This is a genomic window from Brachybacterium sp., assembly GCF_052095815.1.
Classification (GTDB): Bacteria; Actinomycetota; Actinomycetes; order Actinomycetales; family Dermabacteraceae; genus Brachybacterium.
The window spans coordinates 63,677-88,183 of sequence record NZ_JBQDLF010000001.1 but is presented as its reverse complement, the minus strand read 5'-3'; the positions used below and the strand labels follow the sequence as shown (position 1 = coordinate 88,183).

Here is a 24,507-nt window from a genome sequence, read left to right as displayed (position 1 = left end):
ACCAGCCAGAACGCCTCCTCGGCACCCAAGCCCATCGCTCACAGCCACTCCCGAGCCCGCGCATAACGGGCGGCCTCGCGCCGGGTGCGGGTCTGCGTCTTGTGCATGGCATTGGAGAGGTAGTTGCGGACGGTGCCCTCGGCGAGGTGGAGCCGCGCCGCGATCTCGGCGACCGAGCAGCCCTCGAGGGTTTCGCGCAGCACATCGAGCTCCCGGTCGGTGAGCGGGGAATCATCCAGCACGGCCTGCGCCGAGATCTCGGGGTCGATCCAGCGCCTGCCTGCATGCAGGGTCTCGATCACCTCGGCGATCAGGGCCGGATGGGCCGCTTTGCTCACGAATCCGCTCACGCCCAGCTTCAAGGCGCGACGGAGCACCCCGGGCCGGGCGTGTCGGGTGAGCATGAGGATCACCTGTTCGGGGCGGCGCCGCCGGATGATCTCCACCGCCGCGAGACCGTCCGTGCCCGGCATCTCGAGGTCGATGAGCAGCACATCAGGTTGATGCTCCATGACTGCATCGACAGCGGCAGCGCCATCTGCCGCTTCACCGACGACCTCGATGTCCGCCTTCAGGGGCAGCAGGGAGGCCAGTGCTGAGCGCAGCAGAGCCTCATCATCCGCGAGCACGATCCGGATCACGGGAACCTCCTCTCGACACGCTCTGACGAGGCGGGGGCAGGGGCAGGGTCCGCGGCAGGGAAGTGGGCCGTGGTGCGGAACTCGCCCCCGGCCTGCGTCGCGGTGAGCATGCCGCCTTCGCTCGCGACCCGGGCGCGTAAGGTCTCCAGGCCGCGCAGGGCCGGCGCCGGGCCGATGGCCGCGCCGTCGTTGACGATCTCGATCCCGCCGTCGGTGAGCGTGATCGAGACGCGGCTGGCCTGGGCATGGCGCAGGATGTTCGTCGTCGATTCGCGCAGCACCTGGCTCAGCAGCTCCCCGATCCCGGAGCGGGTCTCCCCGGCGCGGGTGATCCGCACCGTGACCCCGGCGGCGGCCAGGAGGTTCCGGGCGTTCTCCAGCTCGGCGCGGAGGTTGAGCCTGCGCTGGGCGTAGGCGAGGCTCTTGGTCTCCTTGATGGTCTCCTCCACCTGCGCGTACACCTCGCGGAGCTCGGTGATCGCGCGGGCGGGGTCGCGGTGGACGAGCTCCTCGGCGAGCGCGACCTTCAGGTTCACCACGTGCAGCGTGTGGCCCTGGATGTCATGGAGCTCGCTGGCGAAGCGCATCCGCTCACGCATGATCCCCAGCTCCGCCTCCGCCTCCTGAGCGACCTCCAGATCGTCGATGATCCGCCAATAGCTCTGGATCAGGAGGATCACTGCTCCCACGAACACGCTCAGCCCTCCCGGCATCACCACGAAGCGCACCAGGTCGACCCAGGTGACGGGCTCGTTCACGAAGTACAGGCCGCCGATCGCGGCGATCAGCGCCCCTACGCCGCCGATCCACACCAGGTGCCGCCCGCGTCGCAGGGGAATCAGCACCCCGCTGAGGATCGCGGCTCCGAAGAAGGCCACCGGATTGATGGCCAGCGCGGCGCTGAGGATCCAGATCGCGTAGGAGAAGGCGACGGCGAGCGCCGTGGATCGCGGATACCGGGCGGGCTCGAACTCCAGCAGCACCAGGAAGGCGACCAGCACCCCCAGGCTGAACACGAGAGCCTCCTGCCAGCTGCCGGAGGTGATGGCGACGATCGCGAGCGTGACCGGGGCGATGGCCACCACGGTGGTGATCACCGTGGCCCGGTGCAGGCGCCGTCGTGCGGTGATGGAGGTCGAGGTCATCTGCTCTGCCTCCGCTCCAGGGGTCCGACGGGCGCTCTGCTCCACTCATCATCTCGGATCCCCCGCACCACCGGAAGTGACAGAACGTCATGCCCGCTGGTGACGCAGCGCGACTGCCGTGGTGGCGCCCACGAGCGTGAAATAGCGGCATGAACTCACCGACAGTCATCGACATCGAACAACTCCACATCAGCTACGGCGATTTCCACGCGGTCAAGGACCTCACGTTCTCGGTCCGACGTGGCGAGCTGTACGCCTTGCTCGGCACCAACGGTGCGGGCAAGACGTCCACCCTGGAGGTCATCGAGGGCCACCGCCCCGCGACCTCCGGGAGGGTCAGGATCCTCGGAGAGGACCCCATGGACCGCCGGGCCGTGCGCCATCGCACCGGCATCATGCTCCAGGAGAGCGGCTTCGCCGCCGACCTCAGCGTGAGGGAGACCCTGGCCCTGATCGGTGGACTCTCCGGTCGCCAGGACCAGCCCAGCCGGGTGCTCGACGTGGTCGGGCTTACCTCGAAGGCCGACGTCAGGGTCGCTTCCCTCTCCGGGGGTGAGAAGCGTCGGCTGGACTTCGCGACCGCCGTCTACGGCTCGCCCGAACTGATCTTCCTCGACGAGCCCACCACCGGGCTCGATGTCCAGTCCCGCGACGACCTCTGGGAGTCGGTGGACCGGCTCCGTGAGGACGGCGCGACCATCGTGCTCACCACCCACTATCTGGAAGAGGCGCAGCAGCGGGCCGACAGGATCGGCCTCATGCATGAGGGCACCCTGCGGAGGCAGGGAACCGTCAGCGAGCTGACCCGCACTCTGCCCGGCACCATCAGCTTCGCCCTCGAGGAGGAGCTGGTCCCCCACCTGCCGCTGCAGAGCTCACCCACGGACCACGACAGGCAGCTGATCCGCACCGAGGATCTCCAGCAGGATCTCCACGCCCTGCTCACCTGGGCGCACGCGAGCAACACCGTGCTGCGCGACCTCGACGCCGGACCCACGCGCCTGGATGACGTCTTCCGTGCCGTCTCCCGTCACTGACCCACCGCTCACCCCACACCCTAAGGACAGATCGATGTTCACCATCGCCCGCAGCGAATTCCAACAGATCCTGCGCAACCGACTCGTCTTCTTCAGCGCCACCGTGATCCCGGTGGGCATGAGCCTGCTGCTCATCACCCAGCGGGATCTCTTCGGCCAGGTGCCCGCCGGTATAGGCCTCCTCGCCGGGGTCTTCATGATGATCCTGATCAGCATGGGCCTGTACACCACGGCGGTCTCCACCTTGGCCGCTCGTCGCCAGACCCTGTTCCTCAAGCGTCTGCGCTCCACCGCGGTCAGCGATGCGGCCGCCCTCGCCGGGATCCTCGGCCCGCCGGCCATGATCGGCCTTCTCCAGGTCACCGCCGTGCTCGTCGTACTGGCAGTCCTCACGGAGATCCCTGCGAGCATCCCGCTGCTGATCGTCTCCGCCCTGTCCCTGGTGGCGATGATGGTGGGTCTGGCCCTAGCCACGGCCGGGATCACCACGTCCCCGGAGCACGCCCAGATCACCACCCTCCCGATCACCATGGGCACCTCAGCGGTGGCCTTCTGGATCGGACTGACCGGTACCGAGGAGCTCGGCATGCTCAAGCGTCTGCTGCCCGGCGGAGCGGCGACCGAGCTCACCATCAACGCCTGGAACGGGGGCACCGGCCTGGTCGACAACCTGCTCCTGCTGCCGCCGACCATCGCCTGGGTGGCCGTCGGCGTCGCGCTCGCCCAGCGGTTCTTCCGGTGGGAGCCCCGCCGCTGAGACCGCTGCGCCGGATGAGCAACGCACCGGATACGCGACGCACATACATGCACCCAACGAAGGAGGTCCCATGACCACGCACCACGACCAGCCGGCCCATCGATCACCGTCACCCCACCCCGAGCACAGCGTCGACACGACGCTCGCCGAGGACACGCTGCTCCTGCTCTTCCAGCCCACCTCGGGAAGCATCGCCGGGGAGAACACCCTGTTCTACATCCTAGGAGGCGCGGCCCTCACCGAACTCGCGCTGCGCGACCTGGTGCAGGCGACGGGTGATGGGACGGACCGGATCACCTCGCGCATGAGCTCCTCCCCTCACGAGGACCTGCTCCGCCCGGCATGGGACTACCTGGCCAGGAAGTCCCGCTACCCCCAGACCGTGATCTCAGCTGTCGGGCCGGACCTTCGCAGCCGGGTCATCGAGAAGCTGCTCGCGAAGGGGCATCTGCGCCGGCGCCGTACGACCCTTCTGGGCTTCATCCCCCGGGAGCGGATCGAACTGGGTAGCTCCCGGCGGGAGGAGCTGCTCTCCCAGATCCGGGCAGTGCTGGTGGATGGCGCACGCGCCAGTGCGCGGACCGGAGCCCTGATCGCGCTGCTGTCCGCGAGTGCACAGCTCCACCAGCTGGACCCGGACATCCCCTGGACCTCTGCAGTCATCCAGCGGGCACGTGAGTACGAGGCCGGCAGCGCGGGCGCCCAGGCAGCAGGCCTCAGCGTCACCCAGTCGACGTTCCTGGTCATCAGCGCGCTGGCGGCATCGGCCGCCTCCTCCGCCGCACGGAGCAGCTAGCGCCACGTCCCTTCAGCGGTTCACCGTTCATTGGCAGCGGCTGGCCCCACCTGCTGACCAGGTGGGGCCAGTCGGCGGTGAAGCGGTCGTTGAAGGGCACCGTGAGGAGCCCGCCGTCAGGAGCGCGCTGGCCCCGTAGTCTCGATGGGGGTATGACCGCGACGGTTCACTTCGAGGAGGCCGACGATGGGCAGTGACCGTGACCCCCTGACCGCATACCTCTCCCTGCACACGACGCGGGCGATCGAGGGCGTGCGGCATCTCGACGCCGCACCGACGGTCGAGATGGTCCATGACACCCGCACCTCGTTGCGCCGGCTCCGTGCGACCGTGCGCACGTTCCCGCAGTCCTTCCCAGATCTGGTCGCCGATGACGCGGACCTGCAGTGGGTCGCTCTCGGGTTCGGCGCCGTCCGGGACGCCGACGTGCTCGCCGAGCTGCTGCTGCCCCTGGCGGAGTCACTCAGCGCCACCGACGCCGACGCGCGTTCCGCTGGCGCACCGTCCAGCGAGCAGCACGCGCTCGCCGCGGCCCTGACCTCCGCCCGCGAGCGGGCGCTCACGGACCTCCGCGCGCATGCCGAGGACGCACGCTGGGCGCGGGCCGTCGGCCAGCTCGAGCAGTGGAGCGCAGCGCCGCCGTCGCTCGCGATGCCCGCGACAGAGGACACGCTGCGACGAGCCCGCGACACGGTCAGGCACCGACTCTCCGCCGCGGGCGGGCAGCCGGATGCCCTCCATTCCGCGCGCAAAGCCGCCAAGCGCTGGCGCTATGCCGCCGAGCTGCTGGCTCCGGTGGAGCCTGCCGCTCAGGCGCATCTGGAGGAGGCGCAGCAGGTGCAGGACGTGCTCGGGGAGTTGCAGGACACCGTGATCGGCACCGAGTTCCTGGACGGGCTGCAGAGCCCCGGAAGGGCCAGCAGCACCACCCTCGTAGGGCGCCTGCGGGACGCGCTGAGCGTCTCCCGGGCCCAGTTGGTGGCCCGCGCCGCGTCGTTGCTCTGACCGTCGTCGCCTCCCTGGTGGGAGGGTCCCTCAGTCGTCCCCGGCGCGCAGCGCGCGGCGCTTGACCTGCACCTGCGCGAGGCGCGTCATGATCTCCTGATGTCGTTCCGCATCCCCGGGATCCGTGCGCTGCAGGCGCTGCTTGAGCACTGAGTACTCACGGGTGATCGACAGCTCGGTGAGGCGGTTCAGCAGCGAGTCAGCGAGCTTGCGCAGATCCTCCTCGTCCCGGGCCGGCAGGTCGAGGTTCGCGATCTCGACGATCATCGGCCTGATGGTCTCGCCGGCGATCTCGAGGACCTGCTCGAGGTAGCGGGCGGCATGCAGCTCCCCCGCGACGGCGTCGAGCAGGGTGCCGGCCGCGAGCATCACGTCCCACACCCCCTGCAGCGTGGGCACGTGGAAGGAGTCGTCCGGGAGCGAGGCCACCTTCTCGGGGTCCAGCAGCTGCGGCGCCTGGAGCATGACTGCGAGCGACTGCGTCTCGACCTGCCCCACGGGGTCACGGGGGTTGACCGCATCGGCCAGGCGCGCGAGCGGCAGGCTCTGCGGCGCGCCGTCGGCCCCGGATCCCCGCTCGCCGGGCCGCTCGGTCGTCGGTGCCGGCTCGTCGGCCCGGTGGCCGCCGCGGCCTTCGCTGCGGGCCGCGTCATGCACGGCGCGCAGCACGGTGCGCTCCTCCATCCCCAGCCAGCCGGAGAGCCGACGCGCATACTCGGGGCGCATCGCACGGTCGCGGATCTGTGCCACCACCGGCGCGGCCATCCGCAGGGCGGTGACCTGACCCTCGACGGTGTCGAGGTCCACCTGGGCGATCGCCGAGCGGATCGCGAACTCGAACAGGGGCCGACGGTTGGCGATGAGGTCCCGCACCGCCTGGTCGCCCTGGGTGATCCGCAGCTCGCAGGGGTCCATGCCGCCGGCCTCGACCGCGACATAGGTCTGGGCCACGAACCGCTGGTCCTCCTCGAAGGCGCGCAGCGCCGCCTTCTGTCCGGCGGCGTCGCCGTCGAAGGTGAAGATGACCTCGCCGGCCAGCCCGCGGCCATCAGTGTTCAGGCGCAGCCCGGCCGAGGCGTTGGAGTCCCCCATCACCCGGCGCACGATCTTCACGTGATCAGGGCCGAAGGCGGTGCCGCAGGAAGCGACCGCAGTGGTGACCCCGGCGAGGTGGGCGGCCATCACGTCGGTGTAGCCCTCGACCACCACCACCTGGTGCTGGGAGGAGATCTCCTTGCGGGCGATGTCCAGGCCGTAGAGCACGCTGGACTTGTGGTAGATCGCGGTCTCGGGGGTGTTGAGGTACTTGGGGCCCTGGTCGGACTCCAGCAGGCGGCGGGCGCCGAAGCCGATGGTGTTGCCGGTGATGTCGCGGATCGGCCAGACGAGCCTCCCGCGGAAGCGGTCGTAGACCCCGCGCTGCCCCTGGGAGACGAGGCCGCTCGCGGTCAGCTCAGCCTCGGTGAAGCCGCGGGAGCGCAGCACTCCGGTCAGTGAGTCCCAGCCCTCCGGGGCGAAGCCCACGCCGAAGTGCGCGGCGGCCTCCTGGTCGAAGCCGCGTTCGGTGAGGAACCTGCGGCCCACTTCCGCCGAGGGGGTGCTGAGCTGTTCGCGGAAGTACTCCTCGGCGATGGAGTGGGCATCCAGCAGCCGGCGCCGGGTCCCGAAGTCGGGCCGATCCGCGCTGCCGCCGCCGCTGTCCTCGTAGTGCAGCTGGACCCCGTAGCGGCCGGCCAGCATCTCGACCGCCTCGACGAAGCTGAGGTGGCTGATCTTCTGCACGAAGGAGATGACGTCCCCGCCCTCGCCGCAGCCGAAGCAGTGCCAGTGGCCCAGCTGCGGGCGGATGTTGAACGAGGGGGTCTTCTCGTCATGGAAGGGGCACAGCCCCTTCATCGAGCCGATTCCGCCGGTGCGCAGCGTGACGTGCTCGGCGACGACCTCGTCCAGGCGGGAGCGCTCCCGCACCAGTTCCACGTCAGCGCGACGGATCAGTCCCTGGGCCACCGGCTCAGAGCTCCGATCCGAGGCCGGGCAGGGGGGTGTCCGCGGCGGTGATGTGCGTGAGGTCCCGGTCGAAGAGGACCTCGTGCAGCCTGCGGGCGGTGACGTCGGTGTAGGACGCGATCTGGTCCACGACCACCCGGCGCCGCACGTCGTCGTCCGTGGCGCTCTGCCAGAGCTCGGCGAAGAGCGGGCTGAGGTACTGGGTGCCGGTGTTCCAGAGCCGCGAGTAGAGGTCGCGGATGATCTCCTCCTGGGCCTCGTACACCGGCTGCTGCGACGCGGAGGACATCACATAGGCGGCGGCCAGGCCCTTGAGCACGGCGATCTCGAGGTGGGTGTGATCGGGCACCTCCACCGTTCCCGCGTATCTGGACATGGCGTCCTGGCCGTGGGCGGCACGGGTGGCGGAGATCGCGGAGTGGGTGAAGCGGCCGATCAGCTGGCTGGTCATGTCCTTCAGCGCGGCGGCCGAGCGCATCGTTCCGTCGAAGGTCGGCATCCAGTAGGGCTCGGCCTCGAGCCGCGTGAGCGCCTCGTCGAGCGCATCGATGGATTCGCCGGGCATGTACCAGTCCTGGACCACGTACAGCGCCGCGGCTCGCTCCATCGGATCCTGCAGCCGCTTGAGGTCCAGGGTCAGGCCGGTAATGGCGTCCTCGATGTCGTGCACCGAGTAGGCGACGTCATCGGCGAGGTCCATCACCTGCGCCTCGAAGCACTGCCTGCCGGGGATCGCTCCCTCTCGGGCCCAGGTGTAGACGTCGAGGTCGTCGGCATAGGCGCCGAACTTCACCGAGGTCGGATCGGGGCCCTGGCCGCGCGTCCACGGGTACTTGATCGCCGCGTCGACGCTGGCCCGGGTGAGGTTCAGGCCGTAGGGACGGTCCTCCCCCACGACCTTCGGCTCGAGCCGGGTGAGCAGGCGGAGGGTCTGGGCATTGCCCTCGAAGCCTCCGAAGTCCGCGGCGAGCTCGTCGAGGACCTTCTCGCCGTTGTGCCCGAACGGCGGGTGTCCGAGGTCGTGGGACAGGCAGGCGGCATCGACGATGTCGGGGTCGCAGCCGAGCTCGGCACCGATGTCGCGGCCCACCTGGGCGACCTCGAGGGAGTGGGTGAGGCGGGTGCGCACGAAGTCGTTCGACCCTGCGCCGAGCACCTGGGTCTTGGCGCCGAGCCGGCGCAGCGCGGAGGAGTGCAGCACGCGCGCGCGGTCCCGCTGGAAGGGTGTACGAGCCTGCGACTTCGGGGGCTCGGGAACCCACCGTTCGAGGTCGGGCGCCGAATAGCCGGCCGGAGACGGGGTGGTCATGCGGTCATCCTCCCGAGGTGTCGAGCTCGGCCTCGTGGAGGCGGGCGGCGTGCTCGGTGCTGAGCTCACGGGAGGACATCCAGCCATCGGGGACGTGGGCCTTCTTCGGCGTGCCGGCCCGGCCGCGCGGTCCCTCGACCGCAGCACCGGGATAGGGGCTCTCGAGGTCGAGCTCGGCGAGCTTGGCATCGAGGTCGGCGAGGGACTCCATGGTCGCCAGCCGGTGGCGCATCTCGCCGCCGACGGGGTATCCCTTGAAGTACCAGGCCACATGCTTGCGCAGATCACGCAGGGCCCGGCCTTCGTCCTCGAAGAACTCGATCAGCAGCTCGGCGTGGCGGCGCAGGATCTGCGCGACCTCGCCCAGGGAGGGCTGGATCCGGTCGGGCTTGCCGGCGAATCCGGCGGCGAGGTCGGCGAACAGCCAGGGGCGTCCCTGGCAGCCGCGGCCGACGACGACGCCGTCGCAGCCGGTCTGGTCCATCATCTCGAGCGCGTCCTCGGCGGACCAGATGTCACCGTTGCCGAGCACGGGGATGTCGGTGATCAGCTCCTTGAGCTCGGTGATCGCGCCCCAGCGGGCCTCGCCGGAATAGTGCTGGACGACGGTGCGGCCGTGGAGGGCGATCGCCGCCGCGCCGACCTCCTGGGCGATCAGCCCGGCGTCGCGGAAGGTCTGGTGCTCGTCGTCGATGCCGATGCGGGTCTTGACGGTGACGGGCACCTCAGGACCGGCGGCCTCGACCGCGGCGGTGACGATGCGGGTGAAGAGCTCCGTCTTCCAGGGCAGCACGCCGCCGCCGCCGCGGCGGGTGACCTTGGGGACCGGGCAGCCGAAGTTCAGGTCGATGTGGTCGGCGAGATCGCGCTCTCGGATCATCTCGACCGCGCGGCGCACCGTGGCGGGGTCCACGCCGTACAGCTGCACCGAGCGCGGGGTCTCCCGCTCCCCCATCGTCACCAGGCGCCAGGACTCCTTGTGCCCCTCCACGAGCGCGCGCGTGGTGACCATCTCGCCGACGAACAGACCGCCGTCGTCCTGGCTGTGCAGCGCGCCGAACTCACGGCACAGCAGGCGGAACGCCATATTGGTGATCCCTGCCATCGGCGCGAGCACGACAGGGGTGTCGATCGTGTGCGGGCCGATGGTGAGGGTGCGACGCGGACCCGTCACGGCGGCCGAGGTGGCGGGCGCGGCAGGGTCGCTCAGCAGGGGCGAGGTCTCAACGGTGGTCATCCCCTCGATTGTCCCATCTCACCCGGTCAGGCGGGAGTCATGACGGGGGTGATGTGCATCGACGCCCGATGGGGAGGAGACGTCCAGGAGCTTGGTCCCTGCGCGACCCCGCTCCGGTGCGAGACCATGGAGGCAGCGGCGCATCGCCCTTCTCCCTCCGCGCCGTCCCGGCCCTCGTCGCAGGAGGCGTGAGATGTCCACATCCGCATCATCAACCCACCGAGTGCCCCGCATGGGCTTCGTGACCCAGGTCGACCACACCGGGATCCGCACCACCGGCACTGCGGTGACCAGCACGGGGATCGACGAGGGCATCGAGCTGTTCCTCACCGCCGAGGAGCTCGGCTACGAGGTCGGCTATGTGCGGGTGCGCCACCTGCAGGACTCCCTGTCCTCGCCGCTGCTCTTCCTCGCCGCACTGGGCCAGCGCACCCGCCGAATCCAGCTCGGCACCGCGGTGATCCCGCTGCGCTTCGAGAACGCGGGAAGGCTGGCCGAAGACCTCGCCTCCGCCGATCTGCTCACCGGAGGCCGGCTCCGCCCCGGGGTCAGCTCCGGCTACTCGGCGAATGACGCGATGTACGCACGCGCCTTCGGGGCTCTCCGCGATGAGCGCGCCGATCATGTGGACCGGATCCTGCACGATCTGCTCTCGCTGCTCGACGGCGAGATCGTGGCCGGCGCCGACTCTCACATCGAGGGGATCGATCCCGGTGCACCGCTGCGGATGCAGCCCCGGGCCCCGTCCCTGCGCTCCCGGCTCGCCTATGGTGCGGCGGGTCCGCAGCGGGCGGCGATGGCGGGGCGGCTGGGACTCGAGCTGCAGCTGGCGACGATGGTTCCGGACGACGGATCCGGACGCTCCTTCGAGGAGCTGCAGCTGGAGGTGCTGACCGCCTATCGGGAGGCCTCGCAGGAGGCCGGCTTCGGGGAGGGCACGGTGATGGTCAGCCGCCAGATGGTGCCGGTGCGCAGCGACGCGGAGCTGGAGCGCTACGTCACCCTCCTCCCCCGGGAGCGCACCGCGGATCCGCGGATCGTCGGCGAGCACCACGGCCAGGAGATCGGCGGGCACGACGCAGTGTTCAGCGAAGTGGTGCTGGACGAACCGGCGGAGGTGGCCAGGAAGCTGTGGGAGGACCCGGTGGTGCAGACGGCCGACGAGCTCGCACTCGTGCTGCCCCCGAATGCACCGCTGGCCGATCAGCAGGCGCTGCTGAGGACCTTCGCCCGCATGGTGGTCCCGCAGCTGCAGCTGGTGCTGGGCCGCCGCGGCGCGGGACCCGATCAGCTCTGACCCCGGCCGGACTGCCTGACCTGCACGGGCCCGCGCCTGCGCCCCGGGATTCCGGAGCGCAGGCGACTCGTCGGCGGCTGTTCTCAGACGCCGAGCAGGCGCGTGGCGAGGTAGGCCTCGACCTGGTCCAGGGCCACCCGCTCCTGTGCCATCGTGTCGCGCTCGCGGATGGTGACGGACTGGTCCTCGGCGGTCTCGAAGTCCACCGTGATGCAGAACGGGGTGCCGATCTCGTCCTGACGGCGGTAGCGACGACCGATGGCCTGGGTGACGTCCATCTCGACATTCCAGTGCTTGCGCAGCTGGTCGGCGAGCTGCGTGGCCCGCGGGACCAGGTCCTCGCTCTTGGACAGCGGGAGCACCGCGACCTTGACCGGGGCCAGGCGCGGGTCGAGCTTGAGCACGGTGCGCTTGTCGACGCCGCCCTTGGCGTTGGGTGCCTCGTCCTCGCTGTAGGCGTCCACCAGGAAGGCCATCATGGCGCGGGTGAGGCCGAAGGAGGGCTCGATGACGTACGGCGTGTAGCGCTCGTTCGCCGCCTGATCGAAGTACTGCATCTTCGTGCCGGAGCCGTCGGTGTGGGCGCCGAGGTCGAAGTCGGTGCGGTTGGCGATGCCCATCAGCTCGCCCCACTCGCTGCCCTGGAAGCCGAAGCGGTACTCGAGATCGATGGTGCCGGCGCTGTAGTGGGCACGCTCATCCTCGGGCACGTCGAAGCGGCGCAGATTCTCTGAGTCGATGCCCAGATCGATGAACCAGTCCCAGCAGGCCTCGACCCAGTCCTTGAACTGCTGATCGGCCTCCGCCGGCGGGGTGAAGTACTCGATCTCCATCTGCTCGAACTCGCGGGTGCGGAAGATGAAGTTGCCGGGGGTGATCTCGTTGCGGAACGCCTTGCCGACCTGACCGATGCCGAAGGGCGGCTTCTGTCGGGTGGCCGTGACCACGTTGAGGAAGTTCACGAAGATTCCCTGCGCAGTCTCGGGGCGCAGGTAGAACAGGCCCGCCTCGTTGTCGACGGCGCCGAGGAAGGTCTTCACCAGGCCTGAGAACTGCTGCGGCTCGGTGAACTCGCCGCGGGTGCCGCAGTTGGGGCAGGCGATCTCCGCCATGCCGCCCTCCGGGGCGCGGCCCTTCTTCTCCTCGAAGGCCTCCAGGAGGTGGTCCTCACGGAACCGGTTGTGGCAGCTCTTGCACTCCACCAGCGGGTCGGTGAAGGTCTCGACGTGGCCGGAGGCCTCCCAGACCTGCCTGGGCAGGATGATCGAGGAGTCCAGACCCACCATGTCGCCGCGGGACTGGACGAAGGTGCGCCACCACTGCCGCTTGATGTTCTCCTTGAGCTCCACGCCCAGGGGTCCGTAGTCCCAGGCGGAGCGGGTTCCGCCGTAGATCTCACCGGCCGGGAACACGAAGCCGCGCTTCTTGGCGAGTGCGATGACGTTGTCCAGCGTGCTGGCGGGGGCCTTGGCCACGGGGATACTCCTGGTGACGGTGTGGGTCGGAACCGCCCCAGCATAGTCACCTCCCGCACTGTGACGGTCCCCACGCGAGGGGACCTGAGCGGCCGATCCACTTGCACACCGCCGGAACGGTGGTGAGAATGATTGTCATGTCGCTTCCGTCCCGCCCCACCCGGCGCTCCCTGTTCACCGCTGCCGGCCTCACCGTCGGCACCGCCCTCCTCGCGGCGTGCGGGGGCGAGAGCGGTGCGGCCGACGGGAAGCTGTCGGTGGTGACCTCGGCGTATCCCCTGGCATACCTGGTCTCCAGGATCGGCGGGGAGCACGTCGCGCTGGAGGACCTCTCCTCGCCGGGAGCTGACGCGCACGGCCTGGAGCTCTCGGTCAAGCAGGTCATGGCCATCGAGAAGGCCGACCTGGTGCTCCAGATCCCCGGCTTCCAGAATGCGGTGGACGACGCCATCGCCTCCCATGGCGAGGGCAACGTGCTCGACGTCTCCACCGCCATCAGCCTGCTGCCCGTCGGCGCCGAAGGCTCCCATGAGGAGCACGCCGAGGCGGACCACGAGGGCGAGACCGAGGAGGAGCACGCCGAGCACGCCTCCGATGGCGGCGGCTCCCACGACGGTCATGACCATGGCCCGAACGATCCCCACTTCTGGCACGACCCGCTGCGCATGGCCGATCTCGCAGACGCCATCGCCGCTCGCCTGGGTGAGCACTCCCCGGAGAGCACGCAGTCCTTCACCGACGCGGCAAGCACCCTCCGGACCGAGCTCGAGGAGCTCGACGCCGAGCTCGTGGAGTCCTTCGGTGCAGTGAGCGGCGAGAGGCCCTTCATCACCAGCCATGCCGCGTATGCCTACCTTGCCGAGCGCTATGCGCTGCACCAGATCGGCATCTCTGGTGTCGATCCCGAGACCGAGCCGTCCCCGCAGCGCCTGCTCGCGCTCGAGGGAGTCGTCGAGGACGAAGGCGTGAGCACGATCTTCTTCGAATCCTCCGCCTCCCCCAAGGTCGCCCAGACCCTCGCGAAGAACTTGGGCATCGAGAGCGCCGAGCTCGACAATCTCGAGACCCAGCAGTCGGAGGACGCGGATTATCCTCAGGTCATGCGAGACAACTGCACTGCCCTGGTCGCGAGCTGGACGTGAGCGGCGACATCACCTCTGCCGCCGGTCCCGTCGCCCGCCCCGCCGCCGGCCGGGCCATTGACGCAGTCAGCGACGCTTCTATCGACACCGTGCCCGTCGTCGAGGTCACTGCGGCCTCCGTCAGCCGAGGTGGGCAGCGCGTGCTCCACGACGTAGACCTCCGCATCGTCCCCGGTGAGCTGGTGGCCCTGCTGGGCGCCAACGGCTCCGGCAAGTCGACTCTCCTGCGCGCGGCGGTGGGGATCCTGCCGCTCGATTCCGGCAGCGCGCGGCTATTCGGAGAGCCGGTCCATCGCAGCCTCGCCCACGACCGTCTCGGCTACGTGCCGCAGGACTCCGCAGAGGCGGGGTCCATCCCCGCGACCGCTCAGGAGACTGTCGCCAGCGGCCTGCTGGGTGCTCGGTCGTGGTGGCCCAGCCGCCGTGACCCCCGGGTCCTGAAGGCCCTCGAGCAGGTCGGGATGTCGGATCTTGCCGCTCGTCCCATCACCCGGATGTCCGGCGGGCAGCGGCGTCGCGTGATGATCGCCCGCGCCCTGGTGCGCGACCCTGACCTGCTGGTGCTCGACGAGCCGTTCTCCGGGGTCGACCTGCCCACCCAGGACCTCATCTCCCAGCTCTTCCGCGAGCTGTCCGCCACCGGCACCTCGATCCTGGTGGTCCTTCACGAGACCGGTCCGCTGACCGGAGACATCCATCGCGCCGTCGTGCTCGACCACGGCCATGTGGTGCACGACGGACCCGTCGAGGACCGCCCGCGCCTCCATCCCGGGCACGGCCATCCCGAGGATGCCGCCCCGATCGATCAGTGCCTCGGCCAGGAGATGAACCCCCTGTGATCTCGCCCCTCGACATCCTCACCTCCGACCTGCTGCGCTACCCGCTGATCATCGCGGTGCTCATTGGGCTCACCGCCCCCGTGGTCGGCACCTACCTGGTCCAGAAGCGGCTGTCCCTGCTCGGCGACGGGCTCGGTCACGTCGCCCTCACCGGCGTGGCCGTCGGCTGGCTGGTGGGTGCCTGGCTCACCGCCTCCCCCGCGGACCTGCTGGCGATCCCCGGCGCCCTGGCGGCCTCGGTGATCGGCGCCGTGCTGATCGAATACGTCCGGGAGGTCAGCCACACCAGCCGCGACGTGGCGCTGGCGATCCTGTTCTACGGCGGCATCGCCGGTGGCGTGGTGATCATCCAGCTCGCCGGAGGCACCTCCCAGAACCTGATGGGCTATCTCTTCGGCTCCCTGTCCACCGTCACCGCACCGGACACCGTGATCGCGCTGGTGCTCGCGGTGCTGGTGCTGGCGATCGGGGTGGGGCTCTCCGGGCTGCTCGCCGCGGTCACGGCGGATGAGGAATTCGCGCGTGCCTCCGGACTGCCGGTGCGCGTGGTGAACGTGCTGATCGCGGTGATGGCCGCGCTGACCGTCACCCTCTCGATGCGGATCGTCGGCGCTCTGATGGTCTCCGCGCTGATGATCGTCCCCGTCGCCGCCGCCCAGCATCTGGTGGTCGGCTTCGCCCGGACCATGCGCACCGCGATGGTGATCGCCGTGCTCTGCTCTTTGGGCGGACTGCTGATCACCGTGTACGTGGATCTGCCGCCGGGCGGCGTGATCGTGCTGCTGACCATCGCCGCCTACATCCTCGGCCTGCTGTTCCGGGCGCTGCGGCCCGTACGGCCGATCTCTGCGCTCGGCGGTCCCGGCCCGGGGCGGGCTGATGCCCTGCCCCTCGCCGCACGTGCAACGCCCCACGACTGATAGAAGTCCTGGTCGCCGTGGAGGAGAATGTCGGTATGCAACGGAACACCCGCCAGCGGACCGCGATCCTCGAGACGCTCTCGCGGCAGGACGACTTCCGCAGCGCCCAGCAGATCCATGAGCAGATGAGGGCCGACGGGGAGACCGTGGGCCTGGCCACCGTGTACCGGAATCTCCAGGTCCTCTCCCGCTCCGGTCGGCTCGACGTGCTGGTGGCCGGCGACGGCGAATCGCTGTACCGCCAGTGCGAGGACACCGGGCACCACCATCACCTGGTGTGCCGGGAGTGCGGCCGCACCGTCGAGTTCCTGGCCCCGAAGCTCGAGAATGCGATGACCGCGATCGCCCACGAGCACGGCTTCACCGATGTGGACCACACGCTCGAGGTGTTCGGCCTCTGCGGGGACCATGCAGAGCAGGCCGCCGAGCCTGACGAGGACCTCGACGAGGACACAGACGAGGACGACGTCGACGACGGAGACGAAGCAGAGGACGCCGCACGATGATGGAGTGGGTCGGGAACCTGCCGCTGCTGCCTGCAGTGGCATTCCTGTACGTCGTGATCTGGTGCCGCGCCGGCGCCACCTATCTGCTGGGGCGCGGCGCCCGCAGAGCCGCAGACCGGGGGCGCATCGCCGCGTTCCTCAACTCTCCGAGCGTGCGGCGCGCCACCGAGCTGATCAACCGGTGGGGAGCGCCGGTGGTGGCGCTCAGCTTCCTCACGATCGGGTTCCAGACCGCCGCCAACGCGGCCGCCGGACTCACCGGCATGCCGGCCAAGCGGTATCTGCCCGCTCTCGCGATCGGAGGGCTCGCCTGGGCCGTCATCTACGCGACCGTGGGCCTGGTGGCGTTCATGGCCTGGTTCGAACTGTTCCTGCTCTCCCCCTGGGCCGCCGTCGCGGCGCTGGGGATCCTCGTGCTGCTGGTCTGGGTCCTGCTGCGGCATCGGCGTCGCACCGGCGGCGTGATGGCACCGGCCCCGGGCACCGCGGAGAGCGCAGAGGATGCCGGATCGGCGCTCGGCGCCTCTCAGCACGGCGCCACAGAGCACGGCGCCTCGGCGCACGCTCGCAGCACCGAGCGCGAAGACCATCCCGTCGAGGGCTGATCGGTCCGTCGAGTCAGTCCGTCGAGTCAGTCCGTCGGGGGCTGATCCGGAGCGTCGATCGCGCCCCCGTAGCGGCGGTCCCGCCGCGCGTAGTCAGTGATCGCCCGCCAGAGCACCCGACGGTCGACATCCGGCCACAGCTCGGGCACGAAGACCAGCTCGGCGTAGGCAGCCTGCCAGAGCAGGAAGTTCGAGGTGCGCTGCTCTCCGCTGGTGCGCAGGAACAGGTCGACGTCCGGCATATCGGGATCGTCCAGGTGGCGTGCGAAGCTCTTGGCCGTGATGCCCCTGGCGCTGAGGCGGCCGGCGCGGGCCTCCTCCGCGATCTCCCGGACCGCGTCGATGATCTCGGCCCGCCCGCCGTAGTTCACACACATGTAGAGCGTCATGCGGGTGTTCTCGCGGGTGAGCTGCTCGGCCTCGCGCAGCTCCTTGATCACGCTCCCCCACAGTCGCTGCTCGCGACCGATCCATACGATCCGCACCCCCCAGGAGTTCAGGGTGTCGCGCTGGCGGCGCAGCACGGAGCGGGAGAAGCCCATCAGGAAGCGCACCTCCTCCGGGGAGCGCTTCCAGTTCTCCGTGGAGAAGGCGTAGGCGCTCAGATGGGTCACGCCGATCTGCAGGGCCCCGGCGACCACGTCCAGCAGTGCGGCCTCCCCCGCCTCGTGCCCTGCGGTGCGGGGCAGGCCCTGCTGGTTCGCCCAGCGCCCGTTGCCATCCATGACCACCGCGACATGGGCGGGGATGGTGGGGGCGGGCAGCTGCGGGGGCCGTGCACCGCTGGGGTGCTCGAACGGCTCCTGGTACCCGTGACGGGCGGCACCGGGCATGAGGTCCTCCTGGATCGGTCGCAGGGCTGCGGGGATCGAGCGCGTGCTCAGCGCTCTACGTAGTGCAGGGAGCGCACGGAGCGTTCGAGGTGCCAGGTCACCGTGTCGGTGATAAGACGGCCCGCCTCCTGCATGACGGACTCCTCGCTCTGGAGCACATTCTCCCAGTCTCCGGCGAGCAGGAAGATCAGCTGCTCGATCGTGGACTGGCGCACCGCGATCGCTCCCGGTTTCCGGCAGGGTGTGCAGACCAGACCGCCGGCGCGGATGTCGTAGGCGTGGTGGGGTCCCTCCGCACCGCACGAGGCGCAGACCCTCAGCTCCGGCGCCCAGCCCGAGACGGCGAGGGTGCGCAGCAGGAAGGAGTCCAGCACCAGCGGCGGTGCGAGCCGGCCCTCGCCCATCGCCCGCAGGGCCCCGACCAGCATCAGGAAGCCCCGCTGGTGGGGATCGACCATCTCGTCGGTGAGCCGGTCCGTGGTCTCGAGCATCGCGCTGGCAGCGGTGAAGCGCCCGTAATCAGCGCTGATGCCCACGGCGAAGGCGTCGATCGTGACCACCTGGGTGACCGTGTGCAGGCTCTTGCCGGCGTGCAGCTGCACGTCGACCAGGTTGAACGGCTCCAGCCGGGCACCGAAGCGGCTGCCCGTGCGGCGCACGCCCTTGGCGACCGCCCGCACCTTGCCGTGGCGCCGGGTGAGCAGCGTGATGATGCGATCGGCCTCACCCAGGGGGTGGGTGCGCAGGACGATCGCATCGTCACGGTAGAGCTTCTGCTGCATGGTCCTTGGAGCCTACGACCACGGGGACTCCCGGCACCGCAGGCGGGCACGGTGTCGAGCGGGAGGTCGCTCACCCCGCTGGCTTCCGCGTCGCAGGCTCCCGCGCCGCTGATTCGCGCCCCACCGAGCGGTCAGGTGCATGTGTCCGCGCCCGGTCGCACGGCATGATGGGCACCATCGACCGCCGCACTGCCGCTTGCGCGGTGCACGACGAGGAAGGAGGCGCCATGGGGATCTTCTCGATGCTGCGCCATGACAAGTCGGCCAGGAGCACCGCGCGCGAGGCGATGAAGGAGGCCCGGCGCGGTGACCGGTCACCGCAGGATGGGGCCCTCGAGCGGGTGGTGACGCTGATCCGCGACGTGGGCCTGGACGGGAAGCTCGCCTATTCCTCGGCCGCGGACATCGCCCGTCACGCCCAGCGCGGGCGGGGGAAGCGCCGCCCGCAGGTCGCGGTGCGCCGTCTCGTGCGCCGCCATCGCTGGGGCGTGACCGCGGGCGGTTTCGTCACCGGTCTCGGCGGCTTCGTGACCCTCCCGATCCTGCTGCCCACGAACGTGGTCGAGTTCTACGTCCAGGCCACCCGCATGGTGGGGGCGATCGCGGCGGTGCGCGGCTATGACCTCGAGGATGAGGAGGTCCGGGTGCGGGTGCTCGCGGCGCTGCTCGGCGAGGAGTCCGGGGACGTGCTGAAGAACGTCGGCCTCGGGCCGATCGCCGGGGTCGCCACGCGCGGCCTCGCCAAGCGCCTGCCGACGACTCCGCAGTCGGAGCTCGCCGGTGCCATCGGCGGCCGCCTGCTGCGCCGCTTCGGGCTGCGCTCCGCACGCCTGTTCGGCAAGGCGATCCCGGGGCTGGGTGCCGTGCTCGGCGCGCTCGCCGACCGCTCGCAGCTGAACAAGATCGCGGCTGCCGCGAAGAAGAGCTTCCCGCCGGTGGCCTGATGCGGGTCTTCGTCGCCCTCCGTCCCTCCCCCACGGCGCTCGAGCATCTGGACTCGGCGCTCGAGGAGGTGCGGGCGGGCGCGGGCCGTGCGCTGCGCTGGGGTGATCCCTCCCAGTGGCATCTGACTCTCGCCTTCCGGGCAGATCTGCCCGGTGGGGCGCTCGAGGACACGACCCGGGAGCTCGGCCGGATCGCAGCTCGGCACCGGCCGATGCCGCTCCAGCTGAGCGGTGCGGGGATGTTCAGCGCCCGCACGCTGTGGATCGGCGTGGGCGGCGCGACGGAGGCCTTGGGCGCACTGCTGGGCGAGGAGCTGCTCGAGGGCGAGAGCCGCGAACGGCGCAGAGCTCACCTGACGGTCGCCCGGGTCTCGGCCCGCGCTCCTCGGCCGCGCCGCCGTCGCCGGGGCGAGGAACCGCCGCCGGATCCGACGCAGCTGCTGCTCGCAGAGACGGTCCGAGCGCTGTCGGTCTATCGCGGGCCGACCTGGGAGGTGACGGAGCTCGAGCTGCTCGAGTCGCAGCTGGGGCAGGGTCGGTCCGGAGGCCCCCGCCACGAGGTGCTGGCCACGCTGCCGCTGGGCTGACGTCACGTGCCCGCGGTCGACGCAGCTACTGCGAGGCGAGGAGAGCGCAAGGTCGTCATGGCCCCGCTCAACGCGGGACGGCGATGCTCACCTCCATGCGCGGCTGCACGAGCGAGACGTCGTCGCCGGGGGCGACCCAGCCCGTGGCGAGCGTCGGATCGAAGCTCGTCTCGCGCAGCATCAGCTCCGCCCCAGCAGGCACGGTCACGGTCATGCGCACGGCCTGACCGGCACGGACGCCATGGACCGTGACCCGCTCGAGCCCCTCCGCGGACTCCACCGCCACGCCGTCCACGGCGACGGCGGTGAGCAGACCGCCGCTCGCTTCGAGAGTGAGCGCGGACGCGTCCCTCGGGGCCTCGATCGAGATCTCCTGCGGCCCCTCGGCGGAGCCCTGCACGCTCACAGCCGGCACGGCGAGGTCAGAGGTCGCCGACGCCCCATCGAGTGCCCGCCCCCAGTCGGTGCTGCCCGAGACCTCCCAGGTGGTCTCTCCGGTGCCGCCATCGACATGCGCGACGAGGCGCTCCTGGGTCGGTTCCGGCGACGCCAGGGTCCACGCAGTTCCACCGATCGCGAGCCCGAGCGCGAGCACCGCAGGCAGCACCGGGAGCAGGAGTCGATGGGGCCGACGGGCCGGGCGGGCACCAGGCGCGGAGTGCGCACGGCCACGGTGGTCGGCGGCGCTGCCGGAAAGCCGGCCATCAGCCCGACCGGCGGGCAGGTCACCGGAACGACCGTGAAAGCTGCCGAGCAGCAGCGGGCCCGCGGCGCCGAGCCCGATCAGGGCGGTCCCGGCCAGTCCCCCGGCTGCCGAGGCGATGCCGAACTCGGCCAGCGCCGAGAGCTGGGTGCCCAGCATCCAGCCCGTCGGAAGCACGGCGAGCACACGCACCACCAGGCCCGGCACCGGCGGCAGCAGCGCGGCGAGCAGAGTGCCGAGAGCAGCGATCGTGGCGGGCAGGATCATCGAGCTGCCGAGCGTGGGCGAGTAGACCCCGAGCACCGCCAGCAGCGTCGTGACCAAGAGCGCAGCTCCGAGCAGAACGGCGGCGCGCGAGATCAGCAGCCGGGCCACCACCCAGCCGGCCGTCACCACCGCGGCCGCGGCGAGCATCTCCGCGAGGAGGAAGAGCTCGGCCCGCACAGGTTCACCCATGCTCTGGGAGAGCATCTCGGGAGTCGCCGCAGCGGTGGCCGACCAGAGCTGGAACGCGGCGAGCACCCCGCCGACGAGAACCAGCAGCCCCACCACCGCCCCCACGACAGCACCGGGGAGCGTGACCTCCATGCGGCGGCGTCGCACGAGCATCGCGGCGAGCACGGCCAGCGGTGCCAGCAGGCCGAGCACCGTCATCACCAGCGGCGGCACCTGCACCACTCCCCAGGGCGCGGTGGTCTGCACCGGATGCTCGTCCGCACGGTCCTGGAGGGCGCCGAGATCCCGGTCGCCGAGATCTCGGGTCAGGGCCAGGGTCAGCTCGCCGTAGTGCTGGAGGGTGCCGTCATCCAGATGCGCGGCATCGTCCTGGGCGGAGTGATAGGCCCAGGCCTCGTCGATAATCGCCATGTCCATCCCCCACCAGCCGGCGTCCCGGTAGGAGCTGAAGTCGGTGTAGTTGGGGATGATCCCGAACAGGGCGTCGGTGAAGGATTCGAACTCGGGGCTCGGTGACGAGCCGATCACGGCGTGCATCGGCCCGCTCGCCCGGGTCACCAGCGGCCGGCCGGAGATGCCGCGCGCCTCATGGTTCAGCACCACCACCGGCGCGGTGAGCTCCTGGCCCGGGCCGGCCAGGTACGCATCGGATCCCAGCAGGCCCCGCTCCTCGCCATCGACCAGCAGGATCACCAGGTCATTGCGCAGGGTCTCCGGGCCCAGCGCCCGGGCCGTCCCGAGGATCACGGCGAGGCCCACCCCGGCGTCGGCCACGCCGGGCGCGCCGGGGACCGAGTCGATGTGGGAGGCGAGCACCACGGTGCCGGTGGGGTCGGTGCCGGGCCGGGTGGCGACGAGATTGCGGACGTACCCCACCGAGGCCTCGCCGTCGAGGACGCGCGTGCCGATCCCCTCCTGGGTCTCGATCTCGAAGCCGAGTGCGCTCAGCTGCGCGGCGAGCTCCTCATGGGCGCTGTCGTTCTCGACCGAGCCCATCGGCCGCGGCACCGCGACCACAGGAGCGACGGAGGCCGCGGCGCGTTCGGCGCTGAAGACGTCCTCGGGCGCCGCAGCATCACGTGGCGCCGTCACACCGCGGAAGGCGAAGCCCGCGACCACCACGGCCAGCAGCACCAGCAGCAGCACCGCGGCATGCCAGCGAGGGGCAGACCCAGCAATGATGGCGTGATCCGGAGCAGTCGTCATGGGACGGTTCTACCCTGTCCCGGACCCCGCCGCTGCCCCCGGACGGAGGAGATGCACGATCGTGTCGCGCCGGGTTCAGGACGGGAACGTCTCCAGCCCCTCGAGGCCGGAGAGGGATCCAGCCGCCTCGAGCAGCGCTGCACGGAAGGCGAGCAGCGAGGGGTGCGCGGCCGCCCCCGCCCGGGCCGCGGTGTACAGGGAACGATGGGGATCCCCCGGCAGCCGCACCACCCGTGTGCCCCCGAGATGCTCGGAGGCGATGATCCCGGGGACGAAGGCCACCGCATGCCCCGTGCGCACGAGGTGCACCTGGAGCAGCGGGTCGGGGGTGGTGAAGCTGATGCGAGGCTCGAGCCCGGCCTGGCGCAGATACGTCCGCGCCCAGAGCCCGGTGCGGCTGCCCGAGGGGTCCAGCGCCCACGGTGCGTCGACCAGGTCCGCGAGGGTGCGGGCGTCGGCCCAGGAACCGGAGTCCGGAAGCACCAGCAGGAGCGGATCGCGCAGCAGCGCCTCTCGATCGGTGCCGCGCCGCACCACCCGCTGACCCCCGGGATAGTCCTCGCCGAGGATCACGTCGAAGCGATGCGCGAGCAGCCCCTCATAGGCCGACTCCACCTCCTGCTGCGCCATCTCCAGATGGAGGTCGGGGTGCTGCTGCGCGAGGACGCTCACAGCTGCCGGGGCGAGCGCGATCATCGGGGTCTGGAAGGACGCCACCCGCAGCAGTCCGCCGGCCTCTCCCTGGGCCCATGCGAGCTCGGCTTCCGCCGTCTCCAGCAATCCCAGCATCTCCTCCGCCCGGCGGGCCAGTCGCACCCCGGCGTCGGTGAGCACGACCCGTCGGCCGACCTGCTGGAAGAGGGTGGTCTTCGTCTCCCGTTCAAGGTGGGAGAGCTGCTGGGAGACGGCCGACGGGGACATCGAATGGGCTCCGGCGACCGCCGTCATCGTCTCCAGCCTGCGCAGTTCGTGCAGCAGGAACAGTCGGTGCAGGTTCAGCACGGACACTCCTCCGATCGTGAAGTTCCGCTTCACGGTACAGGTCGGAAACATTCGCTGGACCTGGCGGGACCACGGTGGGCACAGTGGAGGCGTGAGAACCTCGTCCGCTCCCGCTCCCGCTCCCGCTCCTGTCCCCCGGGCCACCGCCGCGCCGACCCCGTCGGCCCCCTCCCGCGGGGTGCCCCTGACGCCGGTGCTGTTCATCCTCGGCTCCTGCTTCTCGCTGCAGTTCGGGGCGGCGCTCGCGACTCAGCTGTTCCCCGCGATCGGCTCCTGGGGCACCACCGCGCTGCGCCTGGGCATCGCAGCGATCGTCCTGCTGGTGATCGTCCGCCCGAAGGTCCACCGCTTCACCCGCCAGCAGTGGATCGCGGTGATCATCTTCGGTGTGGTGATCGGTGCGATGAACGGCGCCTTCTACGCCTCGATCGAGCGGATCCCGCTGGGTACAGCGGTCGCGATCGAGTTCCTCGGACCGCTGACCGTCGCCGCGGTGCTCTCCACGCGCCGCACCGACCTGCTGTGGGTGCTGCTGGCCCTCGGCGGAGTGGGCCTGTTCGGCGTGGAGTCCTTCACCGGCGCGGCGTCCCTGGACCTCCTCGGCGTGCTCTTCGCCCTCGTCGCCGCCGTGTTCTGGGGCCTGTACGTGCTCTCCAGCGCGAAGGTGGGGCAGCTGGTCCCCGGGCAGGACGGCCTCGCCGTCGCGATGGCTGTCGGTGCCCTCGCCATCCTGCCGCTCGGCGCCGAGGGCGCTGTCACGGGTGTGATGGACCTGCGCCTGCTCGGCCTCGCAGCGGGCACCGCGCTGCTCGCCTCCGTGCTGCCGTACACCCTCGAGCTCGGGGCGCTGCGGCGCCTGCCCCGGCACGTCTTCGGGATCATGCTGAGCCTCGAGCCGGTGGTCGCGCTGCTCGCCGGCGTGCTGCTGATCGGTCAGGACGCGACGCCGCTGCGGATGACCGCCGCCGTGCTGGTGGTCGCCGCGAGCGCCGGAGTCACGCTCACCGCACGCAGCACCTCGCCGGATCAGCCGCAGCCCGCCGATGAGTCGCCCGGCTGGGATCTGCCCACGCCCACCCATGCGACGGTCACCGGCGAGATGCCGATGCTCACCGAGGAGGAGCTGCGGCAGTACGAGCCGCGGGATCTCCCCTGGTCCGACGCGGTCGACGAGTCGGGCCGGGAGGAGCCAGGCCCACGCAGCTGATCTGCCCGGTGATGCCCGCCAGGTCGTGAAGGGCGCCGGTCAGCTGGCACCTCTCACGGCATGGCGGGC

At 70.6% G+C, this 24,507-nt stretch carries 23 protein-coding genes; 13 read left to right on the top strand and 10 right to left on the bottom strand.

All coding sequences use genetic code 11. From position 1 onward, the window contains the following. Positions 1-38 precede the first annotated feature (38 nt). Together ACTH43_RS00395 and ACTH43_RS00390 are read right to left on the bottom strand one after the other, a co-directional pair. Positions 39-641, bottom strand: coding sequence for a response regulator (locus ACTH43_RS00395; RefSeq protein ID WP_441442952.1), 603 nt, complete (start codon positions 639-641; stop codon positions 39-41). Next, positions 638-1,786 (bottom strand): sensor histidine kinase, encoded by a 1,149-nt coding sequence (locus ACTH43_RS00390; protein ID WP_441442951.1) that lies wholly within the window; start codon positions 1,784-1,786, stop codon positions 638-640. The genes ACTH43_RS00395 and ACTH43_RS00390 overlap by 4 nt, the downstream gene beginning before the upstream one ends. 149 nt (positions 1,787-1,935) lie before the next feature. Between ACTH43_RS00390 and ACTH43_RS00385 the strand changes: the two genes are divergently transcribed. From ACTH43_RS00385 to ACTH43_RS00370, 4 genes are all read left to right on the top strand, one after another. After that, entirely contained in the window at positions 1,936-2,823 is an 888-nt protein-coding gene (locus ACTH43_RS00385) for an ABC transporter ATP-binding protein (RefSeq protein WP_441442950.1), read from the top strand. Between the two features lie 34 nt (positions 2,824-2,857). Then, the gene (locus ACTH43_RS00380) at positions 2,858-3,580 is read left to right on the top strand and encodes an ABC transporter permease (RefSeq protein WP_441442949.1); all 723 of its coding nucleotides are present in this window, start codon (positions 2,858-2,860) and stop codon (positions 3,578-3,580) included. A gap of 70 nt (positions 3,581-3,650) precedes the next feature. Continuing rightward, complete coding sequence (locus tag ACTH43_RS00375; RefSeq protein ID WP_441442948.1) at positions 3,651-4,376, top strand: GOLPH3/VPS74 family protein; 726 nt, start codon at positions 3,651-3,653, stop codon at positions 4,374-4,376. A 186-nt stretch (positions 4,377-4,562) separates the two neighbouring features. Continuing rightward, the gene (locus ACTH43_RS00370; protein ID WP_441442947.1) at positions 4,563-5,381 is read left to right on the top strand and encodes a CHAD domain-containing protein; all 819 of its coding nucleotides are present in this window, start codon (positions 4,563-4,565) and stop codon (positions 5,379-5,381) included. 30 nt (positions 5,382-5,411) lie between these two features. On the opposite strand, the gene dnaG is transcribed toward ACTH43_RS00370, so the two are convergent. The 3 genes from dnaG to dusB are packed head-to-tail and all read right to left on the bottom strand — an operon-like array spanning position 5,412 to position 9,934. Further along, positions 5,412-7,388 (bottom strand): DNA primase, encoded by a 1,977-nt coding sequence (gene dnaG, locus ACTH43_RS00365; RefSeq protein WP_441442946.1) that lies wholly within the window; start codon positions 7,386-7,388, stop codon positions 5,412-5,414. A 4-nt stretch (positions 7,389-7,392) separates the two neighbouring features. Beyond that, positions 7,393-8,697, bottom strand: a complete 1,305-nt coding sequence (locus ACTH43_RS00360; RefSeq protein ID WP_441442945.1) for a deoxyguanosinetriphosphate triphosphohydrolase — start codon at positions 8,695-8,697, stop codon at positions 7,393-7,395. 4 nt (positions 8,698-8,701) lie between these two features. Further along, on the bottom strand, positions 8,702-9,934 hold the full coding sequence (dusB, locus tag ACTH43_RS00355; RefSeq protein WP_441442944.1) for a tRNA dihydrouridine synthase DusB: 1,233 nt from the start codon (positions 9,932-9,934) through the stop codon (positions 8,702-8,704). 193 nt (positions 9,935-10,127) lie between these two features. Here dusB and ACTH43_RS00350 point away from each other — a divergent pair, with 193 nt between their 5' ends. Next, entirely contained in the window at positions 10,128-11,231 is a 1,104-nt protein-coding gene (locus tag ACTH43_RS00350; RefSeq protein ID WP_441442943.1) for an LLM class flavin-dependent oxidoreductase, read from the top strand. Between the two features lie 83 nt (positions 11,232-11,314). Here ACTH43_RS00350 and ACTH43_RS00345 read toward each other — a convergent pair whose 3' ends face one another. Next, positions 11,315-12,706 (bottom strand): glycine--tRNA ligase, encoded by a 1,392-nt coding sequence (locus tag ACTH43_RS00345; RefSeq protein ID WP_441442942.1) that lies wholly within the window; start codon positions 12,704-12,706, stop codon positions 11,315-11,317. Positions 12,707-12,843: 137 nt separating this feature from the next. Here ACTH43_RS00345 and ACTH43_RS00340 point away from each other — a divergent pair, with 137 nt between their 5' ends. Genes ACTH43_RS00340 through ACTH43_RS00320 form a run of 5 tightly spaced genes read left to right on the top strand, consistent with a single transcriptional unit; the run spans position 12,844 to position 16,718 of the window. Beyond that, positions 12,844-13,848, top strand: a complete 1,005-nt coding sequence (locus ACTH43_RS00340; protein ID WP_441442941.1) for a metal ABC transporter substrate-binding protein — start codon at positions 12,844-12,846, stop codon at positions 13,846-13,848. Further along, a complete protein-coding gene (locus ACTH43_RS00335) occupies positions 13,845-14,687 on the top strand; it encodes a metal ABC transporter ATP-binding protein (RefSeq protein ID WP_441442940.1) in 843 nt (280 codons plus the stop codon). Before ACTH43_RS00340 ends, ACTH43_RS00335 begins: the two co-directional genes overlap by 4 nt. Beyond that, complete coding sequence (locus ACTH43_RS00330) at positions 14,684-15,607, top strand: metal ABC transporter permease (protein WP_441442939.1); 924 nt, start codon at positions 14,684-14,686, stop codon at positions 15,605-15,607. The genes ACTH43_RS00335 and ACTH43_RS00330 overlap by 4 nt, the downstream gene beginning before the upstream one ends. Before the next feature lie 35 nt (positions 15,608-15,642). Next, the gene (locus ACTH43_RS00325; RefSeq protein ID WP_441442938.1) at positions 15,643-16,113 is read left to right on the top strand and encodes a Fur family transcriptional regulator; all 471 of its coding nucleotides are present in this window, start codon (positions 15,643-15,645) and stop codon (positions 16,111-16,113) included. After that, complete coding sequence (locus ACTH43_RS00320; protein WP_441442937.1) at positions 16,110-16,718, top strand: DedA family protein; 609 nt, start codon at positions 16,110-16,112, stop codon at positions 16,716-16,718. Before ACTH43_RS00325 ends, ACTH43_RS00320 begins: the two co-directional genes overlap by 4 nt. Positions 16,719-16,744: 26 nt before the next feature. On the opposite strand, the gene ACTH43_RS00315 is transcribed toward ACTH43_RS00320, so the two are convergent. Both ACTH43_RS00315 and recO read right to left on the bottom strand, forming a co-directional pair. Next, entirely contained in the window at positions 16,745-17,551 is an 807-nt protein-coding gene (locus tag ACTH43_RS00315; RefSeq protein ID WP_441442936.1) for an isoprenyl transferase, read from the bottom strand. A 47-nt stretch (positions 17,552-17,598) separates the two neighbouring features. Beyond that, on the bottom strand, positions 17,599-18,333 hold the full coding sequence (gene recO, locus ACTH43_RS00310) for a DNA repair protein RecO (protein WP_441442935.1): 735 nt from the start codon (positions 18,331-18,333) through the stop codon (positions 17,599-17,601). 227 nt (positions 18,334-18,560) lie between these two features. Here recO and ACTH43_RS00305 point away from each other — a divergent pair, with 227 nt between their 5' ends. Together ACTH43_RS00305 and thpR are read left to right on the top strand one after the other, a co-directional pair. Next, positions 18,561-19,277: an EcsC family protein gene (locus tag ACTH43_RS00305; RefSeq protein WP_441442934.1), complete on the top strand. Its 717-nt coding sequence runs from the start codon at positions 18,561-18,563 to the stop codon at positions 19,275-19,277. Then, on the top strand, positions 19,277-19,864 hold the full coding sequence (thpR, locus tag ACTH43_RS00300) for an RNA 2',3'-cyclic phosphodiesterase (RefSeq protein WP_441442933.1): 588 nt from the start codon (positions 19,277-19,279) through the stop codon (positions 19,862-19,864). The genes ACTH43_RS00305 and thpR overlap by 1 nt, the downstream gene beginning before the upstream one ends. A gap of 67 nt (positions 19,865-19,931) precedes the next feature. Here the strand turns inward: thpR and ACTH43_RS00295 are convergent, their stop codons facing one another. Both ACTH43_RS00295 and ACTH43_RS00290 read right to left on the bottom strand, forming a co-directional pair. Further along, positions 19,932-22,229 carry a M28 family peptidase gene (locus tag ACTH43_RS00295; RefSeq protein ID WP_441442932.1) on the bottom strand — a complete coding sequence of 766 codons (2,298 nt, stop codon included), beginning with the start codon at positions 22,227-22,229 and terminating at the stop codon, positions 19,932-19,934. 75 nt (positions 22,230-22,304) lie between these two features. Continuing rightward, on the bottom strand, positions 22,305-23,231 hold the full coding sequence (locus ACTH43_RS00290) for a LysR family transcriptional regulator (RefSeq protein ID WP_299304017.1): 927 nt from the start codon (positions 23,229-23,231) through the stop codon (positions 22,305-22,307). 91 nt (positions 23,232-23,322) lie between these two features. Between ACTH43_RS00290 and ACTH43_RS00285 the strand changes: the two genes are divergently transcribed. Next, positions 23,323-24,438: an EamA family transporter gene (locus ACTH43_RS00285; protein WP_441442931.1), complete on the top strand. Its 1,116-nt coding sequence runs from the start codon at positions 23,323-23,325 to the stop codon at positions 24,436-24,438. Positions 24,439-24,507 lie beyond the last annotated feature (69 nt).

What these genes read in the sequence shown, in the direction of transcription:
- ACTH43_RS00370 (WP_441442947.1), top strand. Translation starts at nt 4,563, where the DNA reads ATGGGCAGTGACCGTGACCCCCTGACCGCATACCTCTCCCTGCACACG.
- ACTH43_RS00385 (WP_441442950.1), top strand. Translation starts at nt 1,936, where the DNA reads ATGAACTCACCGACAGTCATCGACATCGAACAACTCCACATCAGCTAC.
- ACTH43_RS00375 (WP_441442948.1), top strand. Translation starts at nt 3,651, where the DNA reads ATGACCACGCACCACGACCAGCCGGCCCATCGATCACCGTCACCCCAC.
- ACTH43_RS00320 (WP_441442937.1), top strand. Translation starts at nt 16,110, where the DNA reads ATGATGGAGTGGGTCGGGAACCTGCCGCTGCTGCCTGCAGTGGCATTC.
- ACTH43_RS00315 (WP_441442936.1), bottom strand. Translation starts at nt 17,551, where the DNA reads ATGCCCGGTGCCGCCCGTCACGGGTACCAGGAGCCGTTCGAGCACCCC.
- ACTH43_RS00325 (WP_441442938.1), top strand. Translation starts at nt 15,643, where the DNA reads ATGCAACGGAACACCCGCCAGCGGACCGCGATCCTCGAGACGCTCTCG.
- recO (WP_441442935.1), bottom strand. Translation starts at nt 18,333, where the DNA reads ATGCAGCAGAAGCTCTACCGTGACGATGCGATCGTCCTGCGCACCCAC.
- ACTH43_RS00350 (WP_441442943.1), top strand. Translation starts at nt 10,128, where the DNA reads ATGTCCACATCCGCATCATCAACCCACCGAGTGCCCCGCATGGGCTTC.
- ACTH43_RS00305 (WP_441442934.1), top strand. Translation starts at nt 18,561, where the DNA reads ATGGGGATCTTCTCGATGCTGCGCCATGACAAGTCGGCCAGGAGCACC.
- thpR (WP_441442933.1), top strand. Translation starts at nt 19,277, where the DNA reads ATGCGGGTCTTCGTCGCCCTCCGTCCCTCCCCCACGGCGCTCGAGCAT.
- ACTH43_RS00360 (WP_441442945.1), bottom strand. Translation starts at nt 8,697, where the DNA reads ATGACCACCCCGTCTCCGGCCGGCTATTCGGCGCCCGACCTCGAACGG.
- ACTH43_RS00340 (WP_441442941.1), top strand. Translation starts at nt 12,844, where the DNA reads ATGTCGCTTCCGTCCCGCCCCACCCGGCGCTCCCTGTTCACCGCTGCC.
- ACTH43_RS00295 (WP_441442932.1), bottom strand. Translation starts at nt 22,229, where the DNA reads ATGACGACTGCTCCGGATCACGCCATCATTGCTGGGTCTGCCCCTCGC.
- ACTH43_RS00390 (WP_441442951.1), bottom strand. Translation starts at nt 1,786, where the DNA reads ATGACCTCGACCTCCATCACCGCACGACGGCGCCTGCACCGGGCCACG.
- dusB (WP_441442944.1), bottom strand. Translation starts at nt 9,934, where the DNA reads ATGACCACCGTTGAGACCTCGCCCCTGCTGAGCGACCCTGCCGCGCCC.
- ACTH43_RS00380 (WP_441442949.1), top strand. Translation starts at nt 2,858, where the DNA reads ATGTTCACCATCGCCCGCAGCGAATTCCAACAGATCCTGCGCAACCGA.